A 26188-nucleotide genomic window follows, 5' to 3' on the forward strand; every position below is an offset into this window, starting at 1 on the left:
GACCCCACGTCCCACTCTCCCCGGGCCAGCGCTACCCGATCACACACCCATTCCGGCAGGCCGCCCTCCAGACACTTCTTACTGAGATCACCTCATTGGCCGGGACATGGAGCGGAAGTTCAATGAAAAGGTACGGGGGGCGCCGGGTGCTCCGGGCTCCGGGCTTGTACCGATCCTCCGCAAGACTGAGGAAATCTTTCGGAACATGGCGCAGGCATACCGCGACTCGGCGCGGGACATCCAGAACACCGACGATGAGAGCGCTCGTAACTTGGGACGGAACGTCTGATCTGATGATTGGTATGCGCACAACACGGGTTACCAACGCAGCTGCGTTGGTCGTCGCCGGTCTTCTTCTCGCCGGATGCGAAAGTTCGGGTAGTGGTGTGGGGGCTCAACCCACGACCGAGGCACTCGGTGGGCCGTCCCCACTGGCGAGTTTCGATCCGTGCACCGCACTGACGCCCGCGGAGATCCAGTCTTTCGGAGCAGCGACTGAGGGCAAACCCAACGATCTCGGGATCGGTGAGATCGGCTGCGACTACGAAGGGGACGATTTCAATTTTGGAGTGCTGAAGGCCGAGAAGAGCGACGAAGCCTACTGGGAACGAAGGCGGAACAGCTTCGATGTGTTCACGCCGAACCAGGTCGGGTCCCGCAGCGGCTTCACCGGCATTGCGCTGAGCGGTAAGGGGCAAGGCATCTGCCGCCAGATCATGTACCTCGGCGTTGGATCAGTGATCGTTGACGTCACCTATCGCTCAGACAGGATGCTGAGCGATGAGGAAACCTGCGCGCAGGCGACGAAAATTGCGCAGGTTGTTGAGCCGAAGTTGCCGAAGTAGGCCGGCCGAGGGGGAACGACATGGGGAACTGGTTCACCGATGGAGCCAGGGAGATAGGGGGCTCCGCCTCTGATCTGTGGGCCGGTATGACCGGTGGCGAGACGCGGGCTCAGGAGCAGCAGCGGATGCGCCAGCAGCTCTCCGCCGCTGTCGGCGAGAAGCAGCGCGCCGACTTGGCCCAGCAACAACAAGGGCTCCAGATCGGCGGTACTGATCCGGCGTCGATCGGCCAGCACGACAACTGGAACGACTGGGACCAGGCCCGGCTGGCCAGCCAGCTCAAACCGTCGCTACAGGTCGACCAGATCAACGCCTCCGGCCGTGCCTGGGTGGCGCTTGGTGAGCAGATCGCCGGGATCTTCGCCGACCTCGACTCCAAAACCCGCGAGGCCGCTGGTGACGGGATGCGGGGGCGGGCCGCTGAGGCTGGGCTTGGTGCTGCCAAGCCGCTGCAGGATTGGGGACAGCAGTTCGGCGACTCCGTGCGCGGGACCGGCCTGAAGATCCAGGAGGCCGGGGTCGCCGCCGGGCAGACCAAGGCGCAGTTGCAGCCACCCGAGGACTACAACGGCACCCGCACCGCGATGGCGACTGTGCTCAGCCCTGCTGGCGGGATCATGGACGCCGGCGCGCAGATGCGGGAGCGTGCCGAGGCCGACAAGCAGGCTCGGCAGATTGTGCAGAACGTCTACACCCCCGGCTACACCGCCGTGGACTCCAGCACCCCGACGTTCCCGCCGCCGGTCGACCCGCTGAACCCACCACCACCGCCGCCCGACCAGGGCCGCGACACGCAGAGCATTTCCAGCAACACCGCGACCAGCGACACCCCGACCAGCACCGACCGAACAGGCACGAGAACTGGTAGCACGCCGATCAGCCCGACGGGCGCCGGACGGTCCAGTGTGGACCCGCGTGGCATCGGTGACGGTTACCGCCCGCCCGCGCAAAGCGGCTCCCAGTGGACGAATCCGCCCACACCAACGACGCCAGGCCCCGGCCTCGCATCCACTCCGCCCGGCGCCAGGCCGCCCGGCGGCGGCTTCATCGGCGCCATGCCGCCCGGCGGCGGCGCGGGCGGTGCTGGCCTGGGCGGTCGCGGTGCCGGTGGCATGGATGCAGGCGGCCTCGGCGCAGGAGGCTTGGGCGCTGGCGGTCGGGCCGGCGCTGGTGGGAGGCCGGGTCCCGGCATGGGCGCGGGTGGCCGGGCCGGTGCTGGCGGACTTGGCGCCGCAGCGGGCGCTGGCTCGGGTGCCGCCGGTGCTGCCAGTGGTCGCGGTGCGGCCGGTGGCGGAGCAGGCACGGGCGCCGGTCAGCGCGGCAAGGGCGGCGAAGACCAGGAACACGAGCGGCCGAGCTGGCTGGAAGAACAAGACGACATCTGGCTCGACGACATGCCGAGGACGGCGCCGCCCATCTTCGGCGAATAACAGCAACCGGGGGTAACGCGTGTCCGAGCGATGGCTGCTGCCACCGCTGTGGTTCGACTTGTGCTGGGAAATCGGGAGATTCGACGAATACCCGTTCCCCATCGCGGTGCGCTCGCATGGCGCGACGCTCGAAGAGCGCGCCGTGCTCCGCCAGCGGGCGCTGCCCGAGCTGCAAGCCGCCGGCCTGCTCGCTGGTGACGGCCTCGCCCCGCGCTTCGCGCAGGTGCTCGCCCAACTCGCCAAGCCAGGCCTGTGGATCGAAGGGCTCTGGATGCCCGACGACACCACCGAATCCCCGACCCGGCTGCTGGCAGTAGCCACCGAGGAAGGCGCGGTGCTGCTCGTCCAGGACTCGGGCGAATCCGAACAGCACGGGGGTGATCTGCGGATTTCCGTGCATCCGCGAACCTCGGTCGGCGCCGCGGCGGTGCAGGGCATGCCGCCGACCCCGCCCGGGAAACGCCCGCGCCTGGCGGTCCCGGTGACCGATCTCGCGCCGCGCGACAATGCCGACGAAAATTTCGAAAACGTCGACATGATGCAATCCGCCGGTCCGAAGCGAGCCGCCCCGGCGGCCACGACGCTGCGCGCGATGACCGAGGAAAGCCACTTCCGCGACGGCCAGTTCACCGCGAACCTCCGCGACCGGCTGGGCCGCACGCACCGCTCCCAGGTGCTGAAGTGGTTCGACGCCTTCGAACCGGACGGCCGCTACGGCCTGACCCGACAACACCGCCCAGGCGTCGGCCCAGAACTCGTCCTCGCCCCACTAAGACCAGCAGAACTCGGCGCCGTCCTGGAAATCCGGATCGCCGAAGTCCGCGCCGCCGGCTGAACACCACCCGGGTTCCCTGGGTGAAACAAAACCGCTGGGGCGGTTGGTCTTCCTGGGGCTTCGGCCAATCCTGATCGGCATCGCCGCAGGTCGCGGGGTGTGGTATCAGGTAGCGGTCAGGGCGCGTTGATGCCGGGATTCGCGGCGTTCGGGCCTTCCGCGGCACCGGGAGGAGGCCGTGCTCATGAGGACTCGTTTCGGGCTGGTTGTCTCGTTGGTCGGCGTCGCCGTGCTGGCGGCTGCCGGACCTGCCGCCGGGGCTGTAGCGGCAGGACATTCCTGGGCCGCGGCATCCAGCGCGGCCGTGCATCCCGGGGTGCAGACCGTGACCAACTCCGCGCAGTGCACCGCCAACTTCGTGTTCCAGGGCGGGTCGAAGGTGTACATCGGGCAGGCCGCGCACTGCGCCGCGAAGGGCGATGCCACCCAGACCAACGGTTGCACCTCGGAGTCGCTGCCCATCGGCACCCATGTCCAGGTCAGCGGGGCAAGCAAGCCCGGGGTGCTCGCCTACAGCTCGTGGGTGAGCATGCAGCGGGTCAAGGAGAAGGACGCCAACGCCTGCGCCTACAATGATCTCGCTCTGGTCGAACTCGATCCGGCCGACGTCGGGAAGGTCAACCCGAACATGCCGGTGTGGGGTGGCCCCAACGGCCTGAACACCTCGGGACTGCAGCAGGGCGACGTGGTCGTGACCTACGGCAATTCGAAGCTGCGGGCCGAAGCCAGCGAACTGAACGCCAAGCAGGGCACGTCCCTGGGCGACAGCGGCAGCGGTTGGAGCCACACCATCCTCACCTCCACGCCGGGGATCCCGGGTGATTCCGGCAGTGCCGTCCTGGATGCCACGGGCCGCGCGGTGGGCGTTCTGTCCACTTTGAACATCACGACCAACATCGGTACCAACAACGCTGGCGACCTCTCCCGCGAACTGGGCTACATGCACGCCCACTCGTCGTTGCGGAACGTCTCCCTGGTGACGGGCACGCAGGACTTCCGGGGCACCACGGCCATGCCGTGACGCTCGACCTGCTCGCGATCCCGGCGTCCGACGAAGGCGCCAACGGCTGGCAGCGCAACAGGAGGACCGCGCTGCTGCGCGGGTAACGGGCAGGTCGTGGCGTGGGACGGCGCCAGAGCGCACTGATGGTCTCGGACGGTTGGGGCCGGGTCGTCGCCGAAGCGCCGACCGACGTCCCGGACCCGTTCACCGCGGTCGTCGCCGAAGCGCCGACCGACGTCCGGAGTTCACCGCGGTCGTCGCCGAAGCGCCCACCGGCCCGGGGGTTCACGCCTTGCACGCACGCAGGCAGGCAACTTGTTCCCCCGGGCGCTGTTTACAACGTATGCATGACAGGTCTACCGCGTACACAAAAATCGCCCGGCTCGTGCGCATGACGGATGGTTTTACCTGGTCAGATGCCTTGATCCGGATTGGGCGCAATGGGGCCCGAAACCGCTGACGGGCGCTGCGCTACGCCGGTCCAACGCCATCGAGGATCTTTGCGATCGCAATGCGAAAAAGATCAGTTCCTTCATCTCCGGAACCCTCGACCTCTACCCTGCGTCCTAGACGTTGCAGGTGATCGGCGGCTGAGAGGTTGCGGACGTGTACATCGAGGAGCAAGGCGCGGGAGACGGCGACATCAAGGTCACCGTCGAGGGCGATGAGTACACCGCCGAGGCCAACTACGACTTCGATGGCGATGGCATCGACGACACCGTCGCGGTGATGACCGACGACGGCTTCGTCGCCTACATCGACGATGACGGCGACGGCCAGGCCGACGTGATGCAGACGATCAACGCAGACGGCGTTGTGGTCGAGCAGGCCCGCTACGACGCCGGCACCGGCCACTGGACCGGCGAGGCCCCACAACAGCATCCCGGCGGCGCCGACCCGCATGACCAGAATCACGGCCGGTCGATGGTCATCGACACGCCGCAGGGCGACATGCAGGTCGGCCCGGCCACCGAGGACACCAACCAGGACGGGATCGCCGACACCGCCGTCGTGGAGACCGAAACCGGCGGCACAATGCTGGTCACCGACGTCGACGGCGACGGGTCGGCCGACCAGGTGGTGGAGATCAGCCAGACCGGCGACGTGACAATCTCGCACCACACCGGCGACGGCCAGTGGACCGTGGTCGAGCACGGCAAGATGAGCGGTGACGGGCAGTACGCCCCGAACCCCGCGACCGGCGCGACCGACGACGCGGCCTGGACCTTCGATGAAACCGCCCAGCCGCACGCAACCACCATCGACACCGGGGCGCACGGCGACCAGCAGGGCCAGCGCGGTGGGGGCGCGGCCGGCAAGGCGGACTCCGACGACGCCTGGGTCTGACCTCTCGACCGCAAATTCTTTCCCCGCCCGATGCGCCCACTCCGGGCCCTCGGGCGGGGTTTTCTTCGCCCGCAGCGCCGAACAACCGCCATTCGGACGACGCCCGCGCGTAACCCGACGTTCGCACAACCGTCCGGTTCGCCGGAAATTCTGGGACGCAGCGATCCCCAGGCGGCGAGATTTTCGTCCAGACCACTTCCAAGATCGCTTCTGAATCGATTCCCTTATCGTTCTTGTGAGAGAACGAACAACGCTGATCTCCATTCAGCGGCCATTCCGCCGTTAGCCTCGGTGCATCCCTTTTTCACTTCGCCCGGTCTTCGGGGCAGGCGAAGCTTTCCCTGCAAAGGCCGACGACCCCGTCGGCAAATCCGGGCTGTGGCGCCCAGTCAGGAGACACGACGCGATGACCGCATTGACCATCCCAGGTCTCGACCAGGCTCCGACCACGCACGAGCGCCTGTTGTCGTGGGTGCGCGAAGTCGCCGAGCTGACCACCCCCGAGCAGGTGGTGTGGTGCGACGGTTCGCAGCAGGAATGGCAGCGGATGACCGACCGCCTCGTCGAGGCCGGCACCTTCACCCGCCTGGAGAAGAAGCCGAACTCGTTCTACGCGGCCTCGGATCCCTCGGACGTGGCGCGTGTCGAGGAGCGGACCTTCATCTGCTCCGTCGAGGAGAAAGACGCCGGGGTCACCAACAACTGGATGGACCCCAACGAGATGAAGGCGACCATGACGGAGCTCTACCGGGGCTGCATGCGTGGTCGCACGATGTACGTGATCCCGTTCTGCATGGGACCGCTGGACGCCGAGCCGCCGAAGCTGGGCGTCGAGATCACCGACTCCGAGTACGTCGTGGTGTCGATGCACATCATGACCCGGATGGGCGCGAAGGTCCTGGAGCGGCTGGACACCGATGGCGACTTCGTACCCGCGCTGCACTCGGTGGGCGCGCCGTTGGAGCCGGGGCAGCAGGACGTGCCGTGGCCGTGCAACGACATCAAGTACATCACCCACTTCCCCGAGGAGCGGATGATCTGGAGCTTCGGCTCCGGCTACGGCGGCAACGCGCTGCTGGGCAAGAAGTGCTACTCGCTGCGGATCGCCTCGGCGATGGCCCGCGACGAGGGCTGGCTGGCCGAGCACATGCTGATCCTGAAGCTGATCTCGCCGGCGGAGAAGGTCTACTACGTCGCCGCCGCGTTCCCGTCGGCCTGCGGCAAGACCAACCTCGCGATGCTGCAGCCCACCATCCCGGGCTGGCGGGTCGAGACCCTCGGTGACGACATCGCGTGGATGCGCTTCGGCGAGGACGGCCGACTCTACGCGGTGAACCCGGAGGCCGGGTTCTTCGGCGTCGCGCCGGGCACCAACTGGAAGACCAACCCGAACGCGATGCGCACCATCGAGCAGGGGAACTCGCTGTTCACCAACGTGGCCCTCACCGACGACGCCGACGTCTGGTGGGAGGACATGGAGGGCGAGCCGCAGCACCTCACCGACTGGAAGGGCCGCGACTGGACCCCGGACAACGGGGAGAACGCCGCGCACCCGAACTCGCGGTACTGCACCCCGATGTCGCAGTGCCCGATCCTGGCGCCGGAGTGGGACGACCCGAAGGGCGTGCCGATCTCGGCGATCCTCTTCGGCGGTCGCCGCAAGACGACCGTTCCGCTGGTGAACGAGGCCTTCGACTGGCAGCACGGCGTGTTCATGGGCGCCACCCTCTCGTCGGAGAAGACCGCTGCGGCGGCTGGCAAGGTCGGCGACGTGCGGCGCGACCCCATGGCAATGCTGCCGTTCATCGGCTACAACGTCGGCGACTACTTCCAGCACTGGGTGAACGTCGGCAAGTCCGCCGACGCCGCCAAGCTGCCGCGGATCTTCTACGTCAACTGGTTCCGCCGCGGTGAGGACAAGCGCTTCCTGTGGCCGGGCTTCGGGGAAAACTCCCGCGTGCTCAAGTGGATCGTGGACCGGCTGGAGGGCAACGCGGCCGCCGCCGACACCGCGATCGGGCGGGTGCCGTCGGCCGACGAGCTGGACCTGAACGGGCTGGACACGCCGAAGGCCGACGTCGACGAGGCGCTGAAGGTCGACGTCGCGGAGTGGAAGGCCGAGCTGCCGCTCATCGAGGAGTGGTTCGACACCGTCGGCGACTCGTTGCCGAGCTCGATGCGCGATGAGCTGACGGCCTTGAAACAGCGTCTCGGTCACTGACCGAGCGACCCCCGGACGGGTGGACTTGCCGAAGCGACGTGGGAAGCTTCGCGTCCACCCGTCCGGCGCGGAGACCCGGCAACCTGTGCGCATTCGTGCGGCGTTTCCCCAAGAGAGCTGAAGCTCTTTCGGGGAAACGCCGTTTTCGTTTTCGCCCCCGGTGGATCTACGCAGTTCGCGGAAGCAGATCCGGGGATTCCAAAGGATCAGCAACCCGGCGGACACTGGCTGCGTCCCAGTGACTACCGCCGAAAACGGCGCGCCGATACGAGGGGGTGTGTCATGGCTGATCTGGCCATGTTGGCGTTGTCCCTGATCGCGGTCGCTGCGGTGTTCGTTTCGCTGCGCAGGGAGGACCACGAGGTCGACGAGCAGTCGGAAGCCGGTGAGATCGACCGTATTCACCGGGACACGGTTCCGATCCGGAGGAGGCCACAACTGCGATGACCGCGAGGTGTCTCCAAAGGCCCGCGGGCGGCGAGCGGATCAAATCCCTCACCGCCCGCGAGCTTTTCGGAACAGTGCCGCGCCATCCGGGACCAGCCGAGCGTGCCCGCCAGTCGATCCAGCGCATCCAGCAGCGTCTCGCCACCGAACGCGCAGCTGGGCGTCGGCTCCGGAGTACATGGACTGGATCACATCACCAGGGCGTCCAGCGCGTTGTGGTCGACCGGTGGCCTCCTCGGGCGACGGCAACGGATTCGCCTTCAGGTCAGCGCGCAAGCCGTTGCGAGCGCCGCGGCCCAGCAGGAAGCAGGACATCAGGGCGATGACCGCGAGGACCACGTTGACCACAGTGGACACCGAGCGCCGCCGAGCGGAGGTCACCGACGCCATCACGCTCCTCCCCGCCAGGAATCTGGCTCCCTGAGGCTCTTCGCGTACACCACCGCGAAAAGTCCGCCGATCAGCAGCAGCACCAAGGATTCGCCATCGCCTGCTTGATGAACTCGAACCCGTCATCCTGCTTCCTGCCGGACGAGCTGATCGCCAGCGTCCAACCGCCGGAGAGGGTGACCGCGCCCGGTGCCTGCCCGTGCTGGGTGGGCATCGGCGTCGCCGCCATCGTCCGGCTCCAGTCCTGCCAACCGGAATCCACCCAGTTGCCGGAAGCGAAGCTGCCGTCCAACCGGATCGCGACCTTTCCCTCGCGGGTCAGGTCGTCGCGGAAACACCTTGTCGTACTGCGCATCGGCGATCCGCGCCTGGCTCTGCGTCAAGTCCTCCGACAGCGCGGTGGACAGGAAGCCCATCGCATCGGCGAAGCCCTTGCTGGGCGCGATCCACTTCTTCTGCTGCTGGTCGTAGAGGGTGCCGGTTCCGTTGCCGTACAACAGCATTTCGACGGTCTGCATGCTGACCGACTCGCCCTCTGCCTTGCCCAGCGCGAGGTCCAGCGCGATGGCGTCCGGGCGGCGCTGCTTGACCTGCCGAGCTGCGTCGAGGATGTCGTCCCAGGTCCGCGGCCGCCACTCGACGGGCAGGCCGACCTCGGCGAACAGCTCGCGGTTGTACCAGAGGCCGCGGGCGTCGGTGTCCAGCGGCACGCCGTAGGTCTTGCCGTCCTGGGCCTTCCCGGCTTGCTTGGTGGTGTCGATGTACTGTCCCCAGTCCGGCCACTGCGCGAGGCGGTCGTCCAGCGACGCCAGATAACCGGCCGCGACGTCGGAGTTCACGTTGAAGCTGTCCTCGTAGAGCACGTCCGGCGCGGTGGACGGCGAACGCATCCGCAGCTGGAGCTTCGACAGGTACTCGCCCTCCGGCGCGACCACCGGGTCCAGCTTGACCGTCTTGCCCGGGTGCGCCTGCTCGTACTGCTGCTTGACCCGCTGCATCCACTGGTCGACCTGCAGTGTGTTGCCGTACCGGTGGTAGGCGACGCTGATCGTGTTCGGATCGTCCGCGGCGCCGCCGCACGCGGCCAGCGTGACCGCGAACGTCGTGGTGATGAGCACGGACATCGCTTTTCTGCGGCGCATCGCGGTCCTCCCGCCAGCAGTGGTTGCGCCCAACCTGAGATCCGGATCACACTATTGGGCAAGTTAATTCCATTCGATGGAACAAGTCAACGATCTTGCCGTCCCGGGTGAGGAGCGCCGATGGCGAAAGCGTCCTGGCAGGGCACTAATTTGCCGCGGGTAGGCGGATTCAACCGCGCGGTGGTGCTCGATGCGATCCGCCAGCAAGGTGAAGTCAGCCGCGTCGAACTCGCGCAGCGCACCGGGCTGACCGCGCAGACGATGTCCAACATCGTGCGCGCGCTGATCGACGACGGTCTGGTCACCGAGAACGGACATGCGCCGTCGACCGGCGGCAAGCGCCGGGTGCTGCTGAAGGTGGTTCCGGACGCGTACTCGGCGGTGGGTCTGCACCTCGATCCGGAACGGATCACCGGTGTCCTGCTGGACATGGCCGGCGGGGTACGGATGCGCAGCCGCCGCCGCGTCCCCGCCGACGCCTCGCCCGCGGCCGTCGGGGCCGCGCTGGCCCGCACCTTCCACCAACTGGTGCGACGTTCGGGCATCGCCGACGGCCAAGTGCTCGGCGTCGGTCTCGCGGTGCCTGGCCCGCTGGACGCGGCGAACCGCCGGGTGCTAGCGCCGCCGAACCTGGCCGGCTGGGAGGAGGTTCCGCTGGCCGACATCGTCGAGGAGCGCGCCGGGCAGCCGGTAGTGATGGACAACGACGCGACGGCGGCGGCGATCGGCGAGCGGTGGGCCGGGCGGACGGACCGCGCCGGGTCATTCGTGTACGTCTACCTGGGTTCCGGGGTGGGCATCGGCGTGGTGCTGGACGATCAGGTGCATCGCGGGATCAGCAACAACGCCGGCGAGATCGGCCACGTGCACAGCGGTGGCGGGCGCGAATGCCATTGCGGCAGAAGAGGATGCCTGGAAGCGTACTGCTCGATGCGCGCGATCGTCGCCGACTGGCGGGCTGCGAGCAGGGCGGAGCCCGACGGGGAACCGGCCGCGGCGGCGTACGAGCGGCTGTGCCGCCTGGCGGCGGAGGGCGATGCCACGGCCGGTCGGGTGCTACGCGTGGCGGCGACCCGGTTGGGCCAGGCGTTGGCGTCGGTGGTGAGCGTGTTGGACGTCGACCGCGTCGTGCTCGGCGGACCCGCGCTGCGGCATGTGGCGGAACTGGTGCGGACGCGGGTGGCGAAGGTCGTCGAGGCGCAGGTGTGGGCGCCGGAGGTCCGCCCGGTGCGGGTGGAGACCGCGCTGATCGGCGAGGACGCCGGAGCGGTAGGCGCGGCCTCGCTGGTGTTGGACCACGCCTACTCGCCCCGCCTGGCCACGCTCCTCGGCTCCTGACCGGCCCCGGGTTCAGCGGCAGACGACTAGAAATTCTTGAACATGCCGCCGTACTGGTCGTCCCAAACCGACTGCTTTTTGGTGCCCGGGTAGCAGTGGTAGCTCACGTCGTTGGAACCGCCGGTGAAGTCGGCCGACACCTGGTAGCGGACACCATCGACGCTCTGCGCCGGATTGGCACCCTCGTAGATTGATCCGTCCGGGCGCCTGAAGCCATCGTGGCTGATTTTCTTAATACTCTCGTACGCCGCGTCGTCCTTCTTCGCGGCTTCCTGGTAGCGGTCGTTCGCAGCCTTGTACTCGGCGTAGTCCATCTTGCCCGACCGAAGGTCGTGCCAGGCCTGATCCCGCTCCCGCTTCGCCTCGAAGCGAGCGTCGTCAGTGCCCCCGTCCTTGTATGCCTCCAACTTCTCCTGGCGTTTGAGGTCCGCGATCTCCGCGGCGTTCTTGCCGAAGTAATCCCTGTGCGCCTGATCGCCGATGTTCTCCGGGAACTTGTTGGCACCCGCGGCCTTGACGTTCGTGTTGTCCATCCCGGTGATGTTCGTGGTCTGGTGCTTGTTCTGGTGGGCTTCGACGTCGACGTTGTACTTCTTGCCGTTCACCTCGTACGTCCCCACGGGCTTCTGCTTGAGCGCCCTGGTCTCCGGCTGGTCCGTGTTGCTGCCGCCCTGGTTCGAAGGGCCTTGCCCGTTGTTCCCGGTCTCCGGCGTGTTCGGTGCCCCATGCTTGCGCCCGGTCTTGTCCTTCGACCCCGCGGTGGCCTCCTGCCCCTGCGTGTTCTTCCCGCCGCCCTTCTTAGGCTTCGGCATCAGCCCCAGCGGGTCCTTGGCGCTGTGCGGGTTGCTGACGTAGGCGACGGGGTTCGGTGCCGGGGCGAGTCCCAGCGGGTCCTGGCTGAGGTAACGACCGGTGGCCGGGTTGTAGTAGCGGTAGACGTTGTAGTTCAGACCGGTTTCGAGGTCGGCGTACTGGCCGGGGAACCGCAGCGGCGTGCTGGCGGCGGTCGGCTGCGCGGGCAGTGCCCTGCCCCACAGGCTGTTTCGGCCGTGCCAGGTGAGCATTCCGCTGGGATCCACCAGATCGGTCGTCGTCCCCACCGGGTCGGTGATGACCGAGTGGAACCGCTCCGGCGCATCCGCGCCGCGCTCGAGTTGGGCGATGGGTGCGTCATCGTCCGGATGATGCGCCCAGGTCGTCACCGTACGGCGGCCGTTGGCATCGGTGTGCACCTGCTCGATCAGCGTCCCGCCATCCCAGGTGAAGTCGGTCTGCTCGGCCACCGCGGACATGTCGGGAGTGAGTCGCTGCTTGGCGATCCGCCGGCCGACCGGGTCGTACCGGTACCGCCAGACGACGCCCTCCGGGGTCGTCACAGCGATCAGGCGGTCGTAGGAATCCCACGCATAGCGCCAATTCCGGCCAGCGTTGTCGGCGCGGACGACCAGCCTCCCCTGCGCGTCATGCTGGAAGGCGACCGCCCCGGCGGCGATCAGGCTGTTGCCCGCATAGCGCCGTGGGCCGGTCTCAGCATCGTTGAGGCCGTTCGACGCGACGACGTTGCCCGAACCGTCGTACCGGTAGCTCTCCCGCCGGTCCGGTGCGATGACTTCGATCACCCGGCCGGACGGGTCGATCTGGTAGCGAATGCTCCCGGAGAGCCCATCGTCGGTACCGATCAGCTTGCCGTCGGGTCGGTACCGGAACCGTCGCCGCAGCACGTGCTGGCCCGAGCGTCCCGCAACCACCTGCGAGGTGAGCCGCTGCTCGCCGTCATACGACTGCACCAGAGTCACCGCGCCGTCGACCGAACGGCTGATCTGCTGACCGGCGGCGTCGTAGCCGAAGTTCAGCGAATGCCCGGCGAAGGACAGGCCGGTCGGCCGACCCGCGGCGTCGTATTTCCAGGAACTGGTCACCCCGGACGGAGTCTGCCGCCGGATCACGCCATGTTGGCTGTCGTAATCGAACGTGACCGACCGGCCGTTAATGGTCTCCGCGGTGATCCGCCCCTGATCGTCCTGCTCGAACTCGAGAACGGCGTCGTCGTTGGTCGCCCAGATCAGGTGGCCGACGGGTGAAAAGGCGTACTTGGTGACTCCCGACGGAGCCCGCCACTCGATCAGGTTGCCGAGCGCGTCGTAGACGTATTCGGTCTCCTCGCCCACACCGTTGACCGAGTGGACGAGCTGTCCCGCCACGTCGTAGACGTAGCGCAGCACCCGGCCGTCGAAATCGTGTTCCTCGATCACCCTGCCCGCGAGGTCGTAGACGTAGCGCCAGGTCTGGCCCTGCGGATTCGTGACGGAGGTCAGCCTCCGCTCGGTGTCGTAGGTTCGCGTGGTGCGTGCCCCGGTCTGGTCGACGCTGGCCAGCTCGACCTCGAACGGGCCGTACTCGGTGGCGGTCACTCCGCCCATCTCGTCGGTCTGCGTGATCTGGTTGCCCTCGGGGTCGTAGCCCCATTGCACCCTGTTGCCCAGCGAGTCGACGCGCCAGCAACGACGGCCTTCCACGGTCCAGCCGAGCTGGATCCGCCCGCCAGCCGGCGTCGTCGTCTCCCGGGGGCGTCCGAACAGGTCCAGCAGCCGGGGGTCGGGCTCGTTGAGTTCCGGTTCGGTGGTCTCGGCACGTCCAGAACGGATGCTTTCGACGCTGAGTTGCGGTGCTACGCCCACCTTTCCGCTCAACGGGTCCAACGCCTCGTCGTCGTAGGCACGGGTCCAGGCGCGTTCATCACCCTTCACCTCGATCGACTCGACGGTGCCGTCGTCGGCAAGGTTCAGCCGGACGGTGCTTCCGTCCGGGCGCGCGATCCACCTCGGCTTGCCCAGGCTGTCGTACTGGTAGTACGTGGTTCGGCCCAGCGGATCGGTCCGGTAGAGCAACCGGTCGTAGCGATCCCACGTCGACAGCGTGGTGTTGCCGAGCGCATCGGACTCCCGCACGAGCTGCTTCGCGTCGTTGAACTCGAACTCTTTGATACCGCCCAGGGAATCGGTGTACCGGGTGATCGACCCGTCGTAAGCGAAGGTGGAGTCGAAGAAGCCCTTGTCGCCCACCGTCCGGACGCAGCGGCCGTGCTCGTCGTAGATGTAGCGGAACCAGAACCCGTTGCGGTCCTGCCACTCCGTCAGCCTGCCCGCGCTGTCGTACTGGAACAACAGCGCCTTGCCCGAGGAGTTGACCACCTCGCTCAGGCGTCCCCGGTCGTCATAGCCGTACCGCATCACCAGCACGTTGAGATCGTTTTCGCGGTCGACCACGCGAACGGCCGTGACCCGTTCCCGGGCGCTGTCGATCTCCACCCGGTACCCGTCGGAATGCCGAATCGCCTTGGGCGGCCCGAACCGGTGGTGCTCGATGTCGATCCGCCGGCCGCCGGCGTCCTCGACCGCCAGCAACGGCAGGACCCGGTCGCGCTCGCCCAGCGGACCGAAGTGCAGGATCTCCTCCGCCTGCGGCTTCTCCAGGCTGTAACCGCCGCCGTCCCGCACGCTCAACGGCCACCGCGGTCCTTCGATCGGCAGCACCTCGCAATCCGCTGGCGGCAGTGGGTAGACCAGGATCATGCCGTCCGGGGAGAAGTAGCAGACGTTCTCCGAGTCGACCTCCAACCGCTGGTCCAGCGTCGAGGTCCACGACGGACCGAACCACCGCCCCGCGCGGTACGACGAGATGTACATCCTCTTCAGCACCAGGCTCAGCGGGCCTTGGATTTCCAGGTCGATCTCGGTCATCACCACGTGTCCGGTGGCCAGGTCGACCGGTTCGGAGCCGCCCGTACAGATGTCCTCCCCCGGAATCGAACGGTCCCTAGGATTGCCCGGCTTGTTGCCGGAGCCGTTCGGTTTGCTCTGCGACGGCGTCGTCGGGGAGCTGCCGCCATCGGGATCGCTCGGCTTCGTCGGCGTATCGGGCGCGCTGCTGCCCGGTCCGGCGCCGGATGGCTTGGTCGGCGCCGGACCGCCCTCGGGCGTGGGCTTCGACGTCGAACCGTCGGCGGACGACGGCTTGGTCGAGGCCGGACCGTTGTCCGGGGATGACCTCGGCCTCGGACCGTCGGCGGACGACGGCTTGGTCGGGGCCGGGCTATTCGGGCCTTCGGCCTTCCCGTCATTGGACTTGATCTTGTTCAGGGCCTTCTTGGCGTCGCCGAAGGAAGTGCTGAGCTTCTTCAGCAACGGCGACAGCGCCTTCATCGCCTTGATCAGCTTGGTGGTGATATCGGCAATCTTGGCAACGGTCTTCGCCACGGCCGTGACCACCTGCGGCACTACCCAGGCCATCGCGATGCCCAGCGTGGCGAGGACCTGCAGCGCCCAGGAGATCAGGCGGCCGACGAGTTCGGCGATGATGTCGCGGACGAGGGTTCGAACCGTCGCGACGACCTCGCCCGCGGTGCTGATCCCGCCCGAGGCCCCTTCGGCCGCTTTCTGGGCGGCCTCGATGAGCTTCGCCGTGTCCTCGCTGCGCGCCCGGTAAGCATCCGCGGCCTCGCCGGTCCAACCGGCGGTGTCGCTGTTGACCAGGTTGGCCATCTCGGTGTTGATCTCGCCCAGTTCGGTGGCGATGTTCTGCCAGGTTTCCGAGTGGGCCTTGATTTCGTCGGCGTCGCCGGTCAGGGCGTCAAGCGCGTCGGACAACGGGCCGATGTGCTCCATGAGCCAGCCGACCCCGGCGGCGAGGATCGAGCCGAAGGGGTCCATCGCCATGCTGACCGCGTCCATCGCTGTGCCCGCCACGCCAAGCACACCGGAAGCCCAGTCACCGCTTTCGATTGCCTGCTTCGTGTCGTTCACCGACTCCAGGATCGGCACACCGCTGAACGCCTGCGTCGAGTCCTGTCGCTCAGCGACCAACGGATTCGTCACTGCATCACTCCGGGGTTGGAAGAACGGGCAAGGTCAGGTGATGTCAGTCCCGCAGCGGGTCGAAGTCGGGGCCGAAGTCGTCGTCCTCGTCTTCGAAGCGGGACCGTTTCGGCGGTGCCGCAGGCGGCGTCGGCCCGGCGGCTGGCGGCGCGGGCGGCGGCTTCGGGGTTTCCTCGTCGGCCGGAAGTTGCCACTTCGACGGGGTTTCCGGCTGCTCTGGCTCCTGGTCCTCGGGCTGCTCTGGGAACCGCTCGCGCAGGTTGTCCAACATCATCGAGCGCGTCTGTGGGTCCTCGTCCCCGAGATGCGCGGACATCGTCTCGCCGACCCGGCTCGCGATGTCGGACTGCGCACGGTGCATTGTGGACAGAATTTGCGTGGCGAGCTCGGACGGCGCCATCGTGCGGACCTTGTCGGTGAACTCCAGGTCCGTGACGCTGCCATCGGCGCGGACCGTTACTTTGATGCGGCCGTCCGGGCTGGCCGCGGTCAGCCGCAACTGCTCGGTCTCCGCCTGCATTTCCTGGTAGCGCCGGGCCTTGTCGGCAAAACCCTGCGCCCACTCCTGGATCCGCTGCTCGGCATCGTCGGGGTCGGCCCCGATCGCAGCGAACCCACCCCGGCTCTCGCCCGGCATCGCACAACCTCCAAAAAGCTTCTACTCCGCGATCTGCCTGCTGCCCTAAAACGGCGCCGAAAGCACCTCACCACGGCTTAACCCCATGGGTTCCGCTGCCTGACGCTGCACGGGCTCAACCGGATTCGAACGACCTACGGTATGTCGCGAACGGCTCGACCTGCTCCGCCTGGCGATACGACGCCGGCTCACCCTGCTCCGCCGGGGTGTAGGACGCCGTGTACGACGCCGGCTCACCCCGCTCCGCCGGGGTATACGACGCCGGCTCACCCCGCTCCGCCGGGGTATACGACGCCGGCTCACCCCGCTCCGCCGGGGTATACGACGCCGGCTCACCGTGCTCCATCGGGCGATTGGCCGCCGTTGCCTCCACAGGCGACGACGCGCGGCTGAACCCCGTGGCCTCACCAACCGGCTCGCGCAGCGCGACTGCCGATTCCTTCACCCGGACGGCCTCGTCGAACTGCGAGAAGTTATCCGCACCCGCCTCGTCGATTTCCTGGTACGCCTTGGACGTCTGGCGCACGTTATCCGCCGTGACGCTGATACCTTCCTTCGCGGCCTTCAACGCGTCCATGCCCTCCTGCTCCATCGGGTTGATGATGGGCGGTAGGAACGAGCACAGGAGTCCGTACGCTTCGTCGGACATGCTCACGGCCTCGGCAGCCGAGATCGCGGTGTCCATTCGATCGGTCAAGCCATCCAGGTGGCTGGCGTGCGCGGTCAGCTCCTCGGCGACGACCTCGAACGTCATGGCGCTTCCCCTCGGTACTTCAGTCCAGCTTGGACAGGACTTCGGCCAGTCGGCGCTCGACGCGCCGGTTGTCGGCCGGGCTGATGCTGAGCCAGGAATCCTGGCTGACCATCAGGTAACGGCCCTGGGGCGTGTCGAACCAGGTGACCAGCGTCGACGCCCGCGCCGAGCGGTGCGTGACGCCGAACTGCCCACCGGCGCAACGGGTGTTCGCCAGCTCGGCCAGCGTCGCGGCGTCCTGCGCGGACAGACCGGCCCTGGCCAGCGCTGTCTCGTCGTCGTAGTCCCCGCCAAACGGGTCGTCCTCGTCCTCTTCGAGCGCGCTGGTCAGCTGCTCCTGGCGCAGGGACAGCGACCGAAACGGTCCGGGTTCGGCGGGCGGCAGCACGCTCACGGCCGACATCGCCAACGAGGTCGGGCGAATCTCAGTCAACCGCAGCTCGTTCGCGACCAGCTGCGCGAGCACGCCGGTGCGCCCGGCGGCGGCGGCCAGTGCCTGCACCGGGCCCCCGATGTGGCCCAACACGTCGACTGAGGTGTCGTTCTCGCCGAGCAACCGCAGCAGGTCCACCAGCCGCGGGTCGAGCTGGTCGCCCGTCGCGTACCCGCGGCCGGACAGCGACCGGAACGCGTCGGCGGCGAGCTCGGCGCGCTCCTCCATCGTCGCGCCGAGGCTCGGCACCCCCAGCGGGAACGGGACGCGGCCCAGCCCGAGCGCGCCGTGGACGAGGTCGAATTCGGCGGCGGACAAAACGAAGTCCGGCGCTGTTGTTGTGGTCATCGCTGGTCCTGCTGCTTCTTCCGCTTGCCCTCGCCGATCACCGGCGGCGGCAGGTCGGCGCCAGGCACCTCGACTACCGGGCCGCCCTCGACGTACTTGCTGGTGCGTTCCTTCTCCTGGCCTTCGCTCTGGCCGCGCTTGCCGCCCATCGACCCCATCCCGGCGCCCGCCATGCCTGGCTGACCGGGCATGCCTGAGGCTCCGCGACCGCCGAACCCGGCGTCGGGACCGCGGCCGGTGCCCGACCCGCCGCCGGGGCCCACGCCCGACGTTCCGCCCGGGCCCACACCGGAACCGCCGCCCGCACCCGGCAGGCCGCCCGGTCCGCCACGAAAGCCCGAGCCGCCAGGGCCGGAACCGCCGCCGGGGCCTGCGCCAGGCATGCCGGGTCCGCCCGGGCCGCCGGGGCTGGGGATCGGCGGGATCGGCCCGCGCCACCCGCCGCGCGGATCGCCGGGTCCGGGGTTCACGCGCGGCCCGGTCGGGTAGGGGCCGTCCGGCCCCTGGAACTGCCGCGGCTGGTGCTGCCGATCGTCGAGCGGCGGCAGGTTGCCCGGCGGGTTGAAGCCGTTAATGCCCTGGGGGGTCGTGGCCTTGGGCTGGTAGTCCCCGAGGGGCGCAATGGCCGGTGGCCGCAACGACTGCGTCGGGCCATCAAACGATGCGGGGCCGCCCAGCGCCGGGGCCGGCAAGGACGGCGGTGGCGTATCCATCGGCCCGGTACCGCTGGGGTTCGGCGCCTGGAACGGCGTCGGGTCGAGCGGCGCCTTCGCGGTCATTCGCTGGGTTGCCAAGACATCGCCCGGCGGCGGCTCGACCGGCACCGTCGCGGTCAGGCGCTGCGTTGCCATGACGTCACCCGGCGCCGAGTTCGGGAGGGTCGAGTCCGGCGCTTCCGGAGTCCTACCCACGTTCTGGGGCGTTAACTTGGCGCGCTCGCCCAGGATCTGCTTCGTCCGGTGCACCGGCTCGTCGTTCCCGAGCGGGTTTGGCGGGGGAGTGAACTTCGGGGTGTCGCCGTCGATGTTGCGGGACTGGTCCTCCATCCAGGTCATCACCTGGACCGCCTGCTGGTGGGCGGAGTCGGACCGGTCGCGGTGGGCCTTCAAGTCGATGCAGGCCTGCTTGAAGGCCCCCAAGTCGCCGGTCGTGTAGGTCATGAGCGCCACCGCGTTGAGCGCCTCACCGCCCCTGACCGGCTCGGGCATCTCGGCCCTGGCGGTTTCCATGATCCGCCCCTGCACCGCGATCCGCTCCGCCAGCGCGCCCGCGGTCGTGCCCGCGTCGTGGTTCCAGTCGGCCAGCTGCTGGATCGCCGACCGCGCCGCGTCGGCGGCCTCGCCCTCCCAGCCCGCTTCGGTGGCCTGCAGCCGCTCGCCCAGGCGCGTAGCGGATTCGGCGAGCTCGCGGCTCAGCCGGTTCCAGTCGTCGGCCAGCTGGCCGACGCGGCCAGGATCGTTGCCGGCGTGCACCGCCTCGTAGAGCTCGCGGTGGCTGCGCGAGGCCCAGTTCTGTGTCTCGGTCAACGCGAAGTCGGCGTCCGGCCCAGTGGTTTCCTGAGTCATGTTCAGTCTTTCCCCCTCGACTACGGATCGGTGCGCCCAGCCGAAACCGGTCCCATCAAACGAGCTTCCGGAAGGAATCCGACACGTGGTCCTCGATCTCCCGGTACTCGCGGATCGCGGAAACGATGGCGTCGAGGGCGCCCTCCAGGACCTCCCGGTAGCGCTTGAGCACCGCGTTGAATGAGTTCTCATGGCCGTCGGCACGGGTCGCGAACTTCGCCGCCATGGCCTCGCCGACCGGGTTCTGCCCCAACGGCGCGTGCTGGTTGAGCGAAGCGGACCTGGCCAACCAGTCGTCCACTGCGGACAACTGATCCTCCAGTGCGGCGCGGATTTCCGCACCCGCCACCGGATCCAAGCGCAAACCTTGCGATTTCACCGCCCGGCGCAAGTGCCTGACGCCGGATACGGTCCGAGCAAGCGCAAGCTTTGCCGGTTCTTCGACGTCTTCGCTCATGAATCCCCCAGACAAGACATCACCTGACCATGATCGCACACACTGTCAACGCCAGGCCAACGCCAGACCAACGCGCGCGTTGGCCGGTACGCTCTCCGACGAACGACTCGATCGGGAGCGGATATCTTCAAGAACCCGGCCAAAACTGCAGACCCGGTGAATTGCTGCGGTCGGACGGCAGACTGCGGCCTTCGGTGCCGCCAAACGGCGCAAACCTTGCCGCACTGGCAATCAACCTCGACCGCGTCGTCTCCGTCGACCGGCTGATGACCATCGTCTGGAACGGCGATCCACTGCCCACGGCCAGGGCCTCGCTGCAAGGCCACATCGCCCAGCTGCGCAAGAACCTCGGCGACGGCGTGAAACTTGGCACCGTTTCCCCGGCTACCTGCTGCTCGCGCCCCGCGCGCTGCTCGACGTGACGCGGTTAGAGGACTCATCGCGGACGCCAGGGACGCTGTCGACGGCGAGGCCGTCGGCCTGCTGCGCGCTGCAGGCGGCGCTGAGCTGGTTCCGGGCCGAAGAAACCAACATTTAGCACGCGCTCGCGCTGGCGACCGCGCGCGGCCGTCACGACCGGGCGTGCCAGCTCTGGCTGCACCTGGACCGCTTCCGCCGCCACCTCGGCGGGCCCGGTCCCCGCGAGCTGGGTGAAGCGCTGGCTCAGGCGTTCTTCCGCGGGCACATCCGCGGGAACTCGACGCATTACAACAGAAGGCCTCCGCAACTGGTGGCGGATTCCAGGGGCATTGCAACTAAAAGCTGCGGGGGGCTTCTGGGTCGTGTCAGGACCGGATGTGCTGCACGGCTTCCGCGACGGCTCGGCCGAAGGCGAGCATGCCCGTTGCGTTCGGGTGCAGCGGGGCCGCCACAGAGGTCGGGATGACGCCCTCGTAGTACTTGTCCGCCGGGGCGGCGCAGACGTCGTGGCCCGCGCTGACCGGGCCGAGGTCGACGAACTCCGCGCCGTGCGCCGCCGCCCGCGAACCGAGCATCGCGCTCAGCTTGTCCACATTGGACTGGATGTAGTCCGCATCGCGCACCCACATCGGTTCCTTCGGGTAGCAGCCACCCGGCCGGAGGTAGGTGCCGTAGCCGACGACCACGATCGCGGCGTTCGGGGCCCGGTGGCGGATCTGCGCGAGCGCATCGTCGAAGCGCGGTTCGAGCGCGTCGATCCGCTCCGCCAGTTCGTCCCGGCCGCCTGCGGTGAACTCGTCAACGCACGACGATCCGACCGGTTCCGGCAGCAGGTTGATGCAGGAGACCGCCGCTTGCACCAGGCCGACGTCGTTACCGCCGATGGTGACGGTCACCAGGTCGGTCTGGTCACTGAGCGCTCCGTACTGCGGCGGCATGATCCCGTGCTGCCGCCCGGAGAAGTCCGCGATCTTCGCGCCCGAGCAGGAGACGTCGGTCAGCTCGGCGCCGAGCAGTCGAGCCGCCACCTGCGGGTAGTTCTCCCTGGAGCGGAAGCAGAGCAGGTTCGGGTCCGGGTGCGGCGTGAGCGGCCCGGCGGCCGCCGAATCGCCCATCGCGACGTACTCGAGCTCGTCGGCTGCGTGAGCCGTGGGTGCGAGCACCGCCGCAGTCGCGGCGAGGGCGGAACCGAGCAGGGCGAGACGACCGGGCTGGGATCCCACAGGACCTCCTGCGTGAGCTGGAGCATTGGCCAGCTTGATCTAGCACGCGAAAGTCCCCGCGGCGCACGAATTCACCCGACCGTCGAGCGATACAGAGCTGATCGGACCAGTCGAACTCACCCGAATCCCGAGCACTGACGCAATTTCAATGGAAATCGAAGGTCCGATCTCCATTGAAATTGCATCCAACCGCCGGGAGGGGACTACAGCTCGCGGTGGAGGGCTCTGGTGATGCCCGCAGCGACCGTGGTCGCGAGGATCCAGCCCGAGGCGATCAGGACCACCGTGATCCACTGCGAGTTGCCTTGGGCCTGCCACATCACGTCGTGGCCCAGGTTGATGATCGGCAATAGCTGGTCCACTGTGTACAGGAGGGGGCTCCACACCGGGTGGTCCTCCTCGTTGATCGGCTCCAGCTTGTGGAAGTCGAACCAGGTGGTGCCCGCCGCGGTCAGCAGCACCAACCAGAGCAGGGCGCGCAGCGGGCGGTAGCCGTAGCTGACCGTGATCAACTGCAGCGCGCTCCACAACCGCACCGGTAACCGGAACGCCGGGCGGGTCGCCGCCGCGATCGCCTGGTAGCGGCGCTTCTGTTTCTCGATCAGCACCTCCACCGCGTGTTCCTCGTTGCCGTTGCCGCGGAACACCCGCGCCAGCTGGTCGTACGGCCCCGGCTGGTAACGGCCGCCGGAGTTGGCGCGCAGCCAGCCGAGCCGCTCCCGCACCGCGGCCCGGTCAGTCGGCTCGATGGTGGTGGTGAAGTTGTCGTACGCGAAGTCCTCGACGTCGACGCCGCCGGATGCCGCCCACAGCTGCGAGTTGTCCGCGAGCAGTTCGCACTGCGCCTGCCGCAGCATGATCCGGCCCTGCGGCGCGGTCTCCGGAAGCAGCGTGAGCTCCTGCACGACCAGGCCGAACGCGTTGATCGCGTTGCGGCTGGAGCCGTCGCCGAGGCGGCAGCCGTAGAAGTTCACCTGCCGCCCGATCTCGGCGCGCCGCAGCTGCACCTCGCCTTCGGCGACGAACGGCCTGCTGCCCGCCGCGCACACCAGGTCCCGCGCGATGTTGGCCGCGCGCAGGTCCACAGAGGGCTTGTAGGCCATCCGGTGGCGGTGCCACGCGGGCTTGGTCAGGTGCGCCGAGCGCAGGTCGACGTTGGCACCGATCTGGGCGCCCTGCAGTTGGATCGAACCGACGACGTCGGACTCCCGGCAGTCCATGTTGCTGCCGACCACGATCCGGCTGGCCTGCAGCACATCGGTGCGCGGGCCGTGCAGCTTCGCCCGGTTCAGCTGGAAGCTGCCGTGCACCCGGACGTCGATCATCCGCACCTGGCCGTGCAGGTCGACCCGCGACGCCTCCAGGTTGCCGAGGATCTCGGTGCCGTCGATGTGCACCGCGCGCAGCGGCTGCTCAACCGAGGCCTTCGCCGAGCGCGACCAGCTCAGGTCGATGTGCGCGCCGGACATCCGCAGGTCCCCGCCGACCTTCGCGCTCACCATCCGGATCGTGCCGCCGCTGCGGAAGCCCTGGTCGATCTGCACGTCGCCGCGAATGTCGCCGCGGTCGACGACCAGCGTGCTGGTCGGGTCGTCGTACTGGGACTCGCCGCGGCGCGGGGGAGCGACGCCCGGCTCCAGCACCGCGTCGCGTAACCGCAGGTCACCAGCGATGCGCGCGCTGGGCAGGAACAGGATCCCGGCGACGGTGAACGGCCGGCGGGTGAGCGGGTCGACGTCGCCGCGCAGGCTGCCGCCGATCTGGATCCCGTTCGCGTTCAGCGCGTAGCGGCCCCGGTTGCGCAGCGACCCGCCGGAGAAGTTCAAGTTGCCGCCGACCTTCGCACCGGGGATGCGGATCTCCCCGGACGTCTGCAGCCGCAACCCGAGCAGCGCGCCGTTGACCGTCAGGCGGTCACCGTAGACGGCGCGGCCGCCGGGGTTGCGCAGCTCGCTGTCGTTGAGCAGCAGGGAGCCGCCGAGCTGGGCGTCGGCGAGGTCGACGATGCCGCCGACGCTCGTGCAGTTGCGCAGCACGGTGTCGTTGCTGGTGTTGAGATTGCGGGCGTCGATGCCGGGGAACCGGCAGTGCCAGAGCACCAGGCCAGCGATGTTCGCCTGCCGCAGGTCGGGGGCCTGCTCGAACCGGCAGCGGACGAACTCCAGCAGGTACGGCAGGTCGGTGGCGCGCAGGTCCAGATGGCCGGTGATCACCGCGTCCTCGATCGCGATGACCTGCTGCTGGCCGCCGCTGCGACGGGCGAACGGCCGCCAGCCGGGCTCCTCCAAGGACTCGACCAGGCGACGGGCGAGGAATTCGCCGCGGATCTCCTGGTCGTGGAGGTGCCACGGAGCATGCACGTCCAGCGGCGGAGCGGCATCCTGGGGCACGCGATCCGCTCTGCCCTGTCGGAGCAGATCTTCGAACCGCTGCTCCACAGCGGTGAGCGGACCGTTGTTGTCCCACGGCTTGACGACCGGCACCCTCGCCCCCGAACTTTTCCAACGTCGATCACACGAAACGTAGCTGATCGACTACCTGTGGAATTAGCCCGTTTGGAAATCGATTTGATCTTCGTCGCCCGACGCGGCCCACCCGCGCCGCGCAGAACGGCCCTAGAAACGGGTTCCACCGAGCTCGGACGTTCGACCTCGACGCCTGGTTGCGACATCCCGGCGCAGTGCACCGGGATGGCCTAGTTTCGGTTCCACGTGAAACCCCCGGCGATCCGCCCTGGTTCGGGCGGTGCCGGGGGTTCGCAGCAGTGCGATGCGGCCGGGATCACTCCGGAGTCGGGTAGGCGTGGGTCGGGTCGAGGACGCGGGCCAGGAAGGTGCGGGTGCGCTCCTCCTTCGGCGCGCCGATGACCTCGGCGGGCGGCCCCTGCTCGACGATCCCGCCGCCGTCCATGAACAGCACCCGGTCGGCCACCTCGCGGGCGAACTGCATCTCGTGGGTGACCACGAGCATCGTCATGCCCTCGTCGGCAAGCTCCCGCATCACGCCGAGCACGTCGCCGACCAGCTCCGGGTCCAGCGCCGAGGTCGGCTCGTCGAACAGCATCACCTTCGGGTTCATCGATAGCGCCCGCGCGATCGCGACCCGCTGCTGCTGACCACCGGAGAGCTGGGCCGGCATGGCGTAGGCCTTCTCCAAGAGCCCGACACGGGCCAGGTTCTCCCGCGCGATCTTCTCGGCCGCCACCTTGTCCCGGCCCAGCACCTTGCGCTGCGCGACGGTCAGGTTGTCCAGCACGTGCAGGTGCGAGAACAGGTTGAACTGCTGGAACACCATGCCGACGTGCCGGCGGGCGCCGTCGAGGTCGGTGTCCGGGTCGGTGAGGTCGGTGCCGTCCACCACGACCTTGCCCCCGCTCGGCTCCTCCAGCAGGTTCACGCAGCGCAGCAGGGTGGACTTGCCCGACCCGGACGGGCCGATGATGCACACCACCTCGCCGCGCTCGACCTGCAGGTCGACGCCGCGCAGCACCTCCAGCGAGCCGAACGACTTGTCCAGACCGGAGACGTCGATCATCACGTTGCTCATGCCGTGGCCCCCTTGGTCCGCACCCCGCCATACTTGCGCTCCAGCAGGACGGAAACCCGGGAGAGCGGGATCGTAATGATCAGATAGCACAGGCCCGCCACCAGCAGCGGCGTCAACGACGCGTACTCGTTCAGCGCCGCCCGGCCGAACTTGGCCAGCTCGTACTGGTCGCTGGCCAGGCCGAGCAGGTAGATCAGCGACGAGTCCTTGGTGAGCAGGATCAGCTCGTTGGTCAGCGGCGGCAGGATGATCCGGAACGCCTGCGGCATCACCACGGTGATCATGGTGCGGGTTGGCGACATGCCCAGCGAGCGCGCCGCCTCGATCTGGCCGCGCGGCACCGCCTGCACGCCCGCCCGGATAGTCTCGGCCATGTAGGCGGCGCCGACCAGGCCGAGCGCGAGCATCGCGGTGGAATAGATGTCGAACCGCAGCTGGAAGGCGATCGGCACACCGAAGCCCAGCGCGATGAACACCAGCAGTGCGGGCAGGCCGCGGAACAGCTCTATGTAGCCGGTGGCGATCCACCGGTACGGCCCGACCGGCGACATCTTCATCAGCGCCAGCAGGATGCCCAGTCCCAGGCCGAAGCCGAAGCCAAGCGCGGTGTAGATGATGGTGTTCACCAGCGCCGTGGTGATCACGCCCGGGAACTGCGCGATCGCGACGTCGACGTTGAAGAACGCGCGCGCGATGGAACCCCAGTCGGCGACCACGGCCGCGACCACGATGACCACGATCAGCACGGCGTACTGAATGCCGCGGTTCAGCCGCGCCCGCTGTCGTCTACCCAGCCCCGGCTTGCGCCGATCGGTGTCGGTTGTCATGAAGTCTCCTGATCAGTGTTCGGGGTCGGCGGTGGAGCACCCGCCGACCCCGCTGCTGGCGGGTGCGGATCGCGGTCGGCGATCCGGCCGCGCGGATCGGTAGTCA

Annotated in this window: 21 protein-coding genes; 9 read left to right on the plus strand and 12 right to left on the minus strand. The window is 68.3% G+C overall.

Annotated elements, in window-relative coordinates; all coding sequences use genetic code 11:
* Positions 1–335 precede the first annotated feature (335 nt).
* The 7 genes from ACWDKQ_RS22645 to ACWDKQ_RS22675 all read left to right on the plus strand — a co-directional run bounded on the left by ACWDKQ_RS22645 (position 336) and on the right by ACWDKQ_RS22675 (position 8128).
* On the plus strand, positions 336–845 hold the full coding sequence (locus ACWDKQ_RS22645; protein ID WP_450140746.1) for a DUF3558 domain-containing protein: 510 nt from the start codon (positions 336–338) through the stop codon (positions 843–845).
* 20 nt (positions 846–865) lie between these two features.
* The gene (locus ACWDKQ_RS22650; RefSeq protein ID WP_450140747.1) at positions 866–2275 is read left to right on the plus strand and encodes a hypothetical protein; all 1410 of its coding nucleotides are present in this window, start codon (positions 866–868) and stop codon (positions 2273–2275) included.
* Positions 2276–2294: 19 nt separating this feature from the next.
* Entirely contained in the window at positions 2295–3110 is an 816-nt protein-coding gene (locus tag ACWDKQ_RS22655; protein WP_450140748.1) for an ESX secretion-associated protein EspG, read from the plus strand.
* 184 nt (positions 3111–3294) lie between these two features.
* The gene (locus ACWDKQ_RS22660; protein ID WP_450140749.1) at positions 3295–4131 is read left to right on the plus strand and encodes a trypsin-like peptidase domain-containing protein; all 837 of its coding nucleotides are present in this window, start codon (positions 3295–3297) and stop codon (positions 4129–4131) included.
* Between the two features lie 588 nt (positions 4132–4719).
* On the plus strand, positions 4720–5460 hold the full coding sequence (locus tag ACWDKQ_RS22665; RefSeq protein WP_450140750.1) for a DUF6802 family protein: 741 nt from the start codon (positions 4720–4722) through the stop codon (positions 5458–5460).
* Between the two features lie 406 nt (positions 5461–5866).
* Positions 5867–7681: a phosphoenolpyruvate carboxykinase (GTP) gene (locus ACWDKQ_RS22670; RefSeq protein ID WP_450140751.1), complete on the plus strand. Its 1815-nt coding sequence runs from the start codon at positions 5867–5869 to the stop codon at positions 7679–7681.
* A 282-nt stretch (positions 7682–7963) separates the two neighbouring features.
* Positions 7964–8128 (plus strand): hypothetical protein, encoded by a 165-nt coding sequence (locus tag ACWDKQ_RS22675; RefSeq protein WP_010313007.1) that lies wholly within the window; start codon positions 7964–7966, stop codon positions 8126–8128.
* Positions 8129–8176: 48 nt separating this feature from the next.
* Here ACWDKQ_RS22675 and ACWDKQ_RS22680 read toward each other — a convergent pair whose 3' ends face one another.
* Positions 8177–8518: a hypothetical protein gene (locus ACWDKQ_RS22680; RefSeq protein ID WP_450140752.1), complete on the minus strand. Its 342-nt coding sequence runs from the start codon at positions 8516–8518 to the stop codon at positions 8177–8179.
* 122 nt (positions 8519–8640) lie between these two features.
* Positions 8641–9660: an extracellular solute-binding protein gene (locus ACWDKQ_RS22685; RefSeq protein WP_450140753.1), complete on the minus strand. Its 1020-nt coding sequence runs from the start codon at positions 9658–9660 to the stop codon at positions 8641–8643.
* 120 nt (positions 9661–9780) lie between these two features.
* Between ACWDKQ_RS22685 and ACWDKQ_RS22690 the strand changes: the two genes are divergently transcribed.
* Complete coding sequence (locus ACWDKQ_RS22690; protein WP_450140754.1) at positions 9781–10998, plus strand: ROK family transcriptional regulator; 1218 nt, start codon at positions 9781–9783, stop codon at positions 10996–10998.
* Between the two features lie 26 nt (positions 10999–11024).
* On the opposite strand, the gene ACWDKQ_RS22695 is transcribed toward ACWDKQ_RS22690, so the two are convergent.
* From ACWDKQ_RS22695 to ACWDKQ_RS22720, 6 genes are all read right to left on the minus strand, one after another.
* Entirely contained in the window at positions 11025–15872 is a 4848-nt protein-coding gene (locus ACWDKQ_RS22695) for a DUF6531 domain-containing protein (protein WP_450140755.1), read from the minus strand.
* A 43-nt stretch (positions 15873–15915) separates the two neighbouring features.
* Entirely contained in the window at positions 15916–16509 is a 594-nt protein-coding gene (locus ACWDKQ_RS22700) for a YbaB/EbfC family nucleoid-associated protein (protein ID WP_450140756.1), read from the minus strand.
* A 115-nt stretch (positions 16510–16624) separates the two neighbouring features.
* A complete protein-coding gene (locus ACWDKQ_RS22705; RefSeq protein ID WP_450140757.1) occupies positions 16625–17263 on the minus strand; it encodes a type VII secretion target in 639 nt (212 codons plus the stop codon).
* Positions 17264–17282: 19 nt separating this feature from the next.
* Positions 17283–18044 (minus strand): ESX secretion-associated protein EspG, encoded by a 762-nt coding sequence (locus ACWDKQ_RS22710; RefSeq protein WP_450140758.1) that lies wholly within the window; start codon positions 18042–18044, stop codon positions 17283–17285.
* Entirely contained in the window at positions 18041–19609 is a 1569-nt protein-coding gene (locus tag ACWDKQ_RS22715) for a PPE domain-containing protein (RefSeq protein WP_450140759.1), read from the minus strand. Before ACWDKQ_RS22715 ends, ACWDKQ_RS22710 begins: the two co-directional genes overlap by 4 nt.
* 55 nt (positions 19610–19664) lie before the next feature.
* The gene (locus tag ACWDKQ_RS22720; RefSeq protein WP_450140774.1) at positions 19665–19958 is read right to left on the minus strand and encodes a hypothetical protein; all 294 of its coding nucleotides are present in this window, start codon (positions 19956–19958) and stop codon (positions 19665–19667) included.
* A 269-nt stretch (positions 19959–20227) separates the two neighbouring features.
* On the opposite strand from ACWDKQ_RS22720, the gene ACWDKQ_RS22725 reads away from it, so the two are divergent.
* Complete coding sequence (locus ACWDKQ_RS22725) at positions 20228–20488, plus strand: AfsR/SARP family transcriptional regulator (RefSeq protein WP_450140760.1); 261 nt, start codon at positions 20228–20230, stop codon at positions 20486–20488.
* A 363-nt stretch (positions 20489–20851) separates the two neighbouring features.
* Here ACWDKQ_RS22725 and ACWDKQ_RS22730 read toward each other — a convergent pair whose 3' ends face one another.
* From ACWDKQ_RS22730 to ACWDKQ_RS22745, 4 genes are all read right to left on the minus strand, one after another.
* Positions 20852–21709: an SGNH/GDSL hydrolase family protein gene (locus ACWDKQ_RS22730; RefSeq protein WP_450140761.1), complete on the minus strand. Its 858-nt coding sequence runs from the start codon at positions 21707–21709 to the stop codon at positions 20852–20854.
* A gap of 203 nt (positions 21710–21912) precedes the next feature.
* Positions 21913–24192 carry an oxidoreductase gene (locus ACWDKQ_RS22735; RefSeq protein WP_450140762.1) on the minus strand — a complete coding sequence of 760 codons (2280 nt, stop codon included), beginning with the start codon at positions 24190–24192 and terminating at the stop codon, positions 21913–21915.
* 298 nt (positions 24193–24490) lie between these two features.
* The gene (locus tag ACWDKQ_RS22740; protein WP_450140763.1) at positions 24491–25255 is read right to left on the minus strand and encodes an amino acid ABC transporter ATP-binding protein; all 765 of its coding nucleotides are present in this window, start codon (positions 25253–25255) and stop codon (positions 24491–24493) included.
* Complete coding sequence (locus tag ACWDKQ_RS22745) at positions 25252–26082, minus strand: amino acid ABC transporter permease (RefSeq protein WP_450140764.1); 831 nt, start codon at positions 26080–26082, stop codon at positions 25252–25254. Before ACWDKQ_RS22745 ends, ACWDKQ_RS22740 begins: the two co-directional genes overlap by 4 nt.
* Positions 26083–26188: the final 106 nt, after the last annotated feature.

Source organism: Saccharopolyspora sp. NPDC000995, from assembly GCF_053599315.1.

Bases quoted from the DNA above. Each gene is read 5' to 3' on its own strand.
- ACWDKQ_RS22650 (WP_450140747.1), top strand. From the start codon at position 866: ATGGGGAACTGGTTCACCGATGGAGCCAGGGAGATAGGGGGCTCCGCC.
- ACWDKQ_RS22660 (WP_450140749.1), top strand. From the start codon at position 3,295: ATGAGGACTCGTTTCGGGCTGGTTGTCTCGTTGGTCGGCGTCGCCGTG.
- ACWDKQ_RS22670 (WP_450140751.1), top strand. From the start codon at position 5,867: ATGACCGCATTGACCATCCCAGGTCTCGACCAGGCTCCGACCACGCAC.
- ACWDKQ_RS22675 (WP_010313007.1), top strand. From the start codon at position 7,964: ATGGCTGATCTGGCCATGTTGGCGTTGTCCCTGATCGCGGTCGCTGCG.
- ACWDKQ_RS22680 (WP_450140752.1), bottom strand. From the start codon at position 8,518: ATGGCGTCGGTGACCTCCGCTCGGCGGCGCTCGGTGTCCACTGTGGTC.
- ACWDKQ_RS22685 (WP_450140753.1), bottom strand. From the start codon at position 9,660: ATGCGCCGCAGAAAAGCGATGTCCGTGCTCATCACCACGACGTTCGCG.
- ACWDKQ_RS22690 (WP_450140754.1), top strand. From the start codon at position 9,781: ATGGCGAAAGCGTCCTGGCAGGGCACTAATTTGCCGCGGGTAGGCGGA.
- ACWDKQ_RS22700 (WP_450140756.1), bottom strand. From the start codon at position 16,509: ATGCCGGGCGAGAGCCGGGGTGGGTTCGCTGCGATCGGGGCCGACCCC.
- ACWDKQ_RS22705 (WP_450140757.1), bottom strand. From the start codon at position 17,263: ATGACGTTCGAGGTCGTCGCCGAGGAGCTGACCGCGCACGCCAGCCAC.
- ACWDKQ_RS22710 (WP_450140758.1), bottom strand. From the start codon at position 18,044: ATGACCACAACAACAGCGCCGGACTTCGTTTTGTCCGCCGCCGAATTC.
- ACWDKQ_RS22715 (WP_450140759.1), bottom strand. From the start codon at position 19,609: ATGACTCAGGAAACCACTGGGCCGGACGCCGACTTCGCGTTGACCGAG.
- ACWDKQ_RS22740 (WP_450140763.1), bottom strand. From the start codon at position 25,255: ATGAGCAACGTGATGATCGACGTCTCCGGTCTGGACAAGTCGTTCGGC.
- ACWDKQ_RS22745 (WP_450140764.1), bottom strand. From the start codon at position 26,082: ATGACAACCGACACCGATCGGCGCAAGCCGGGGCTGGGTAGACGACAG.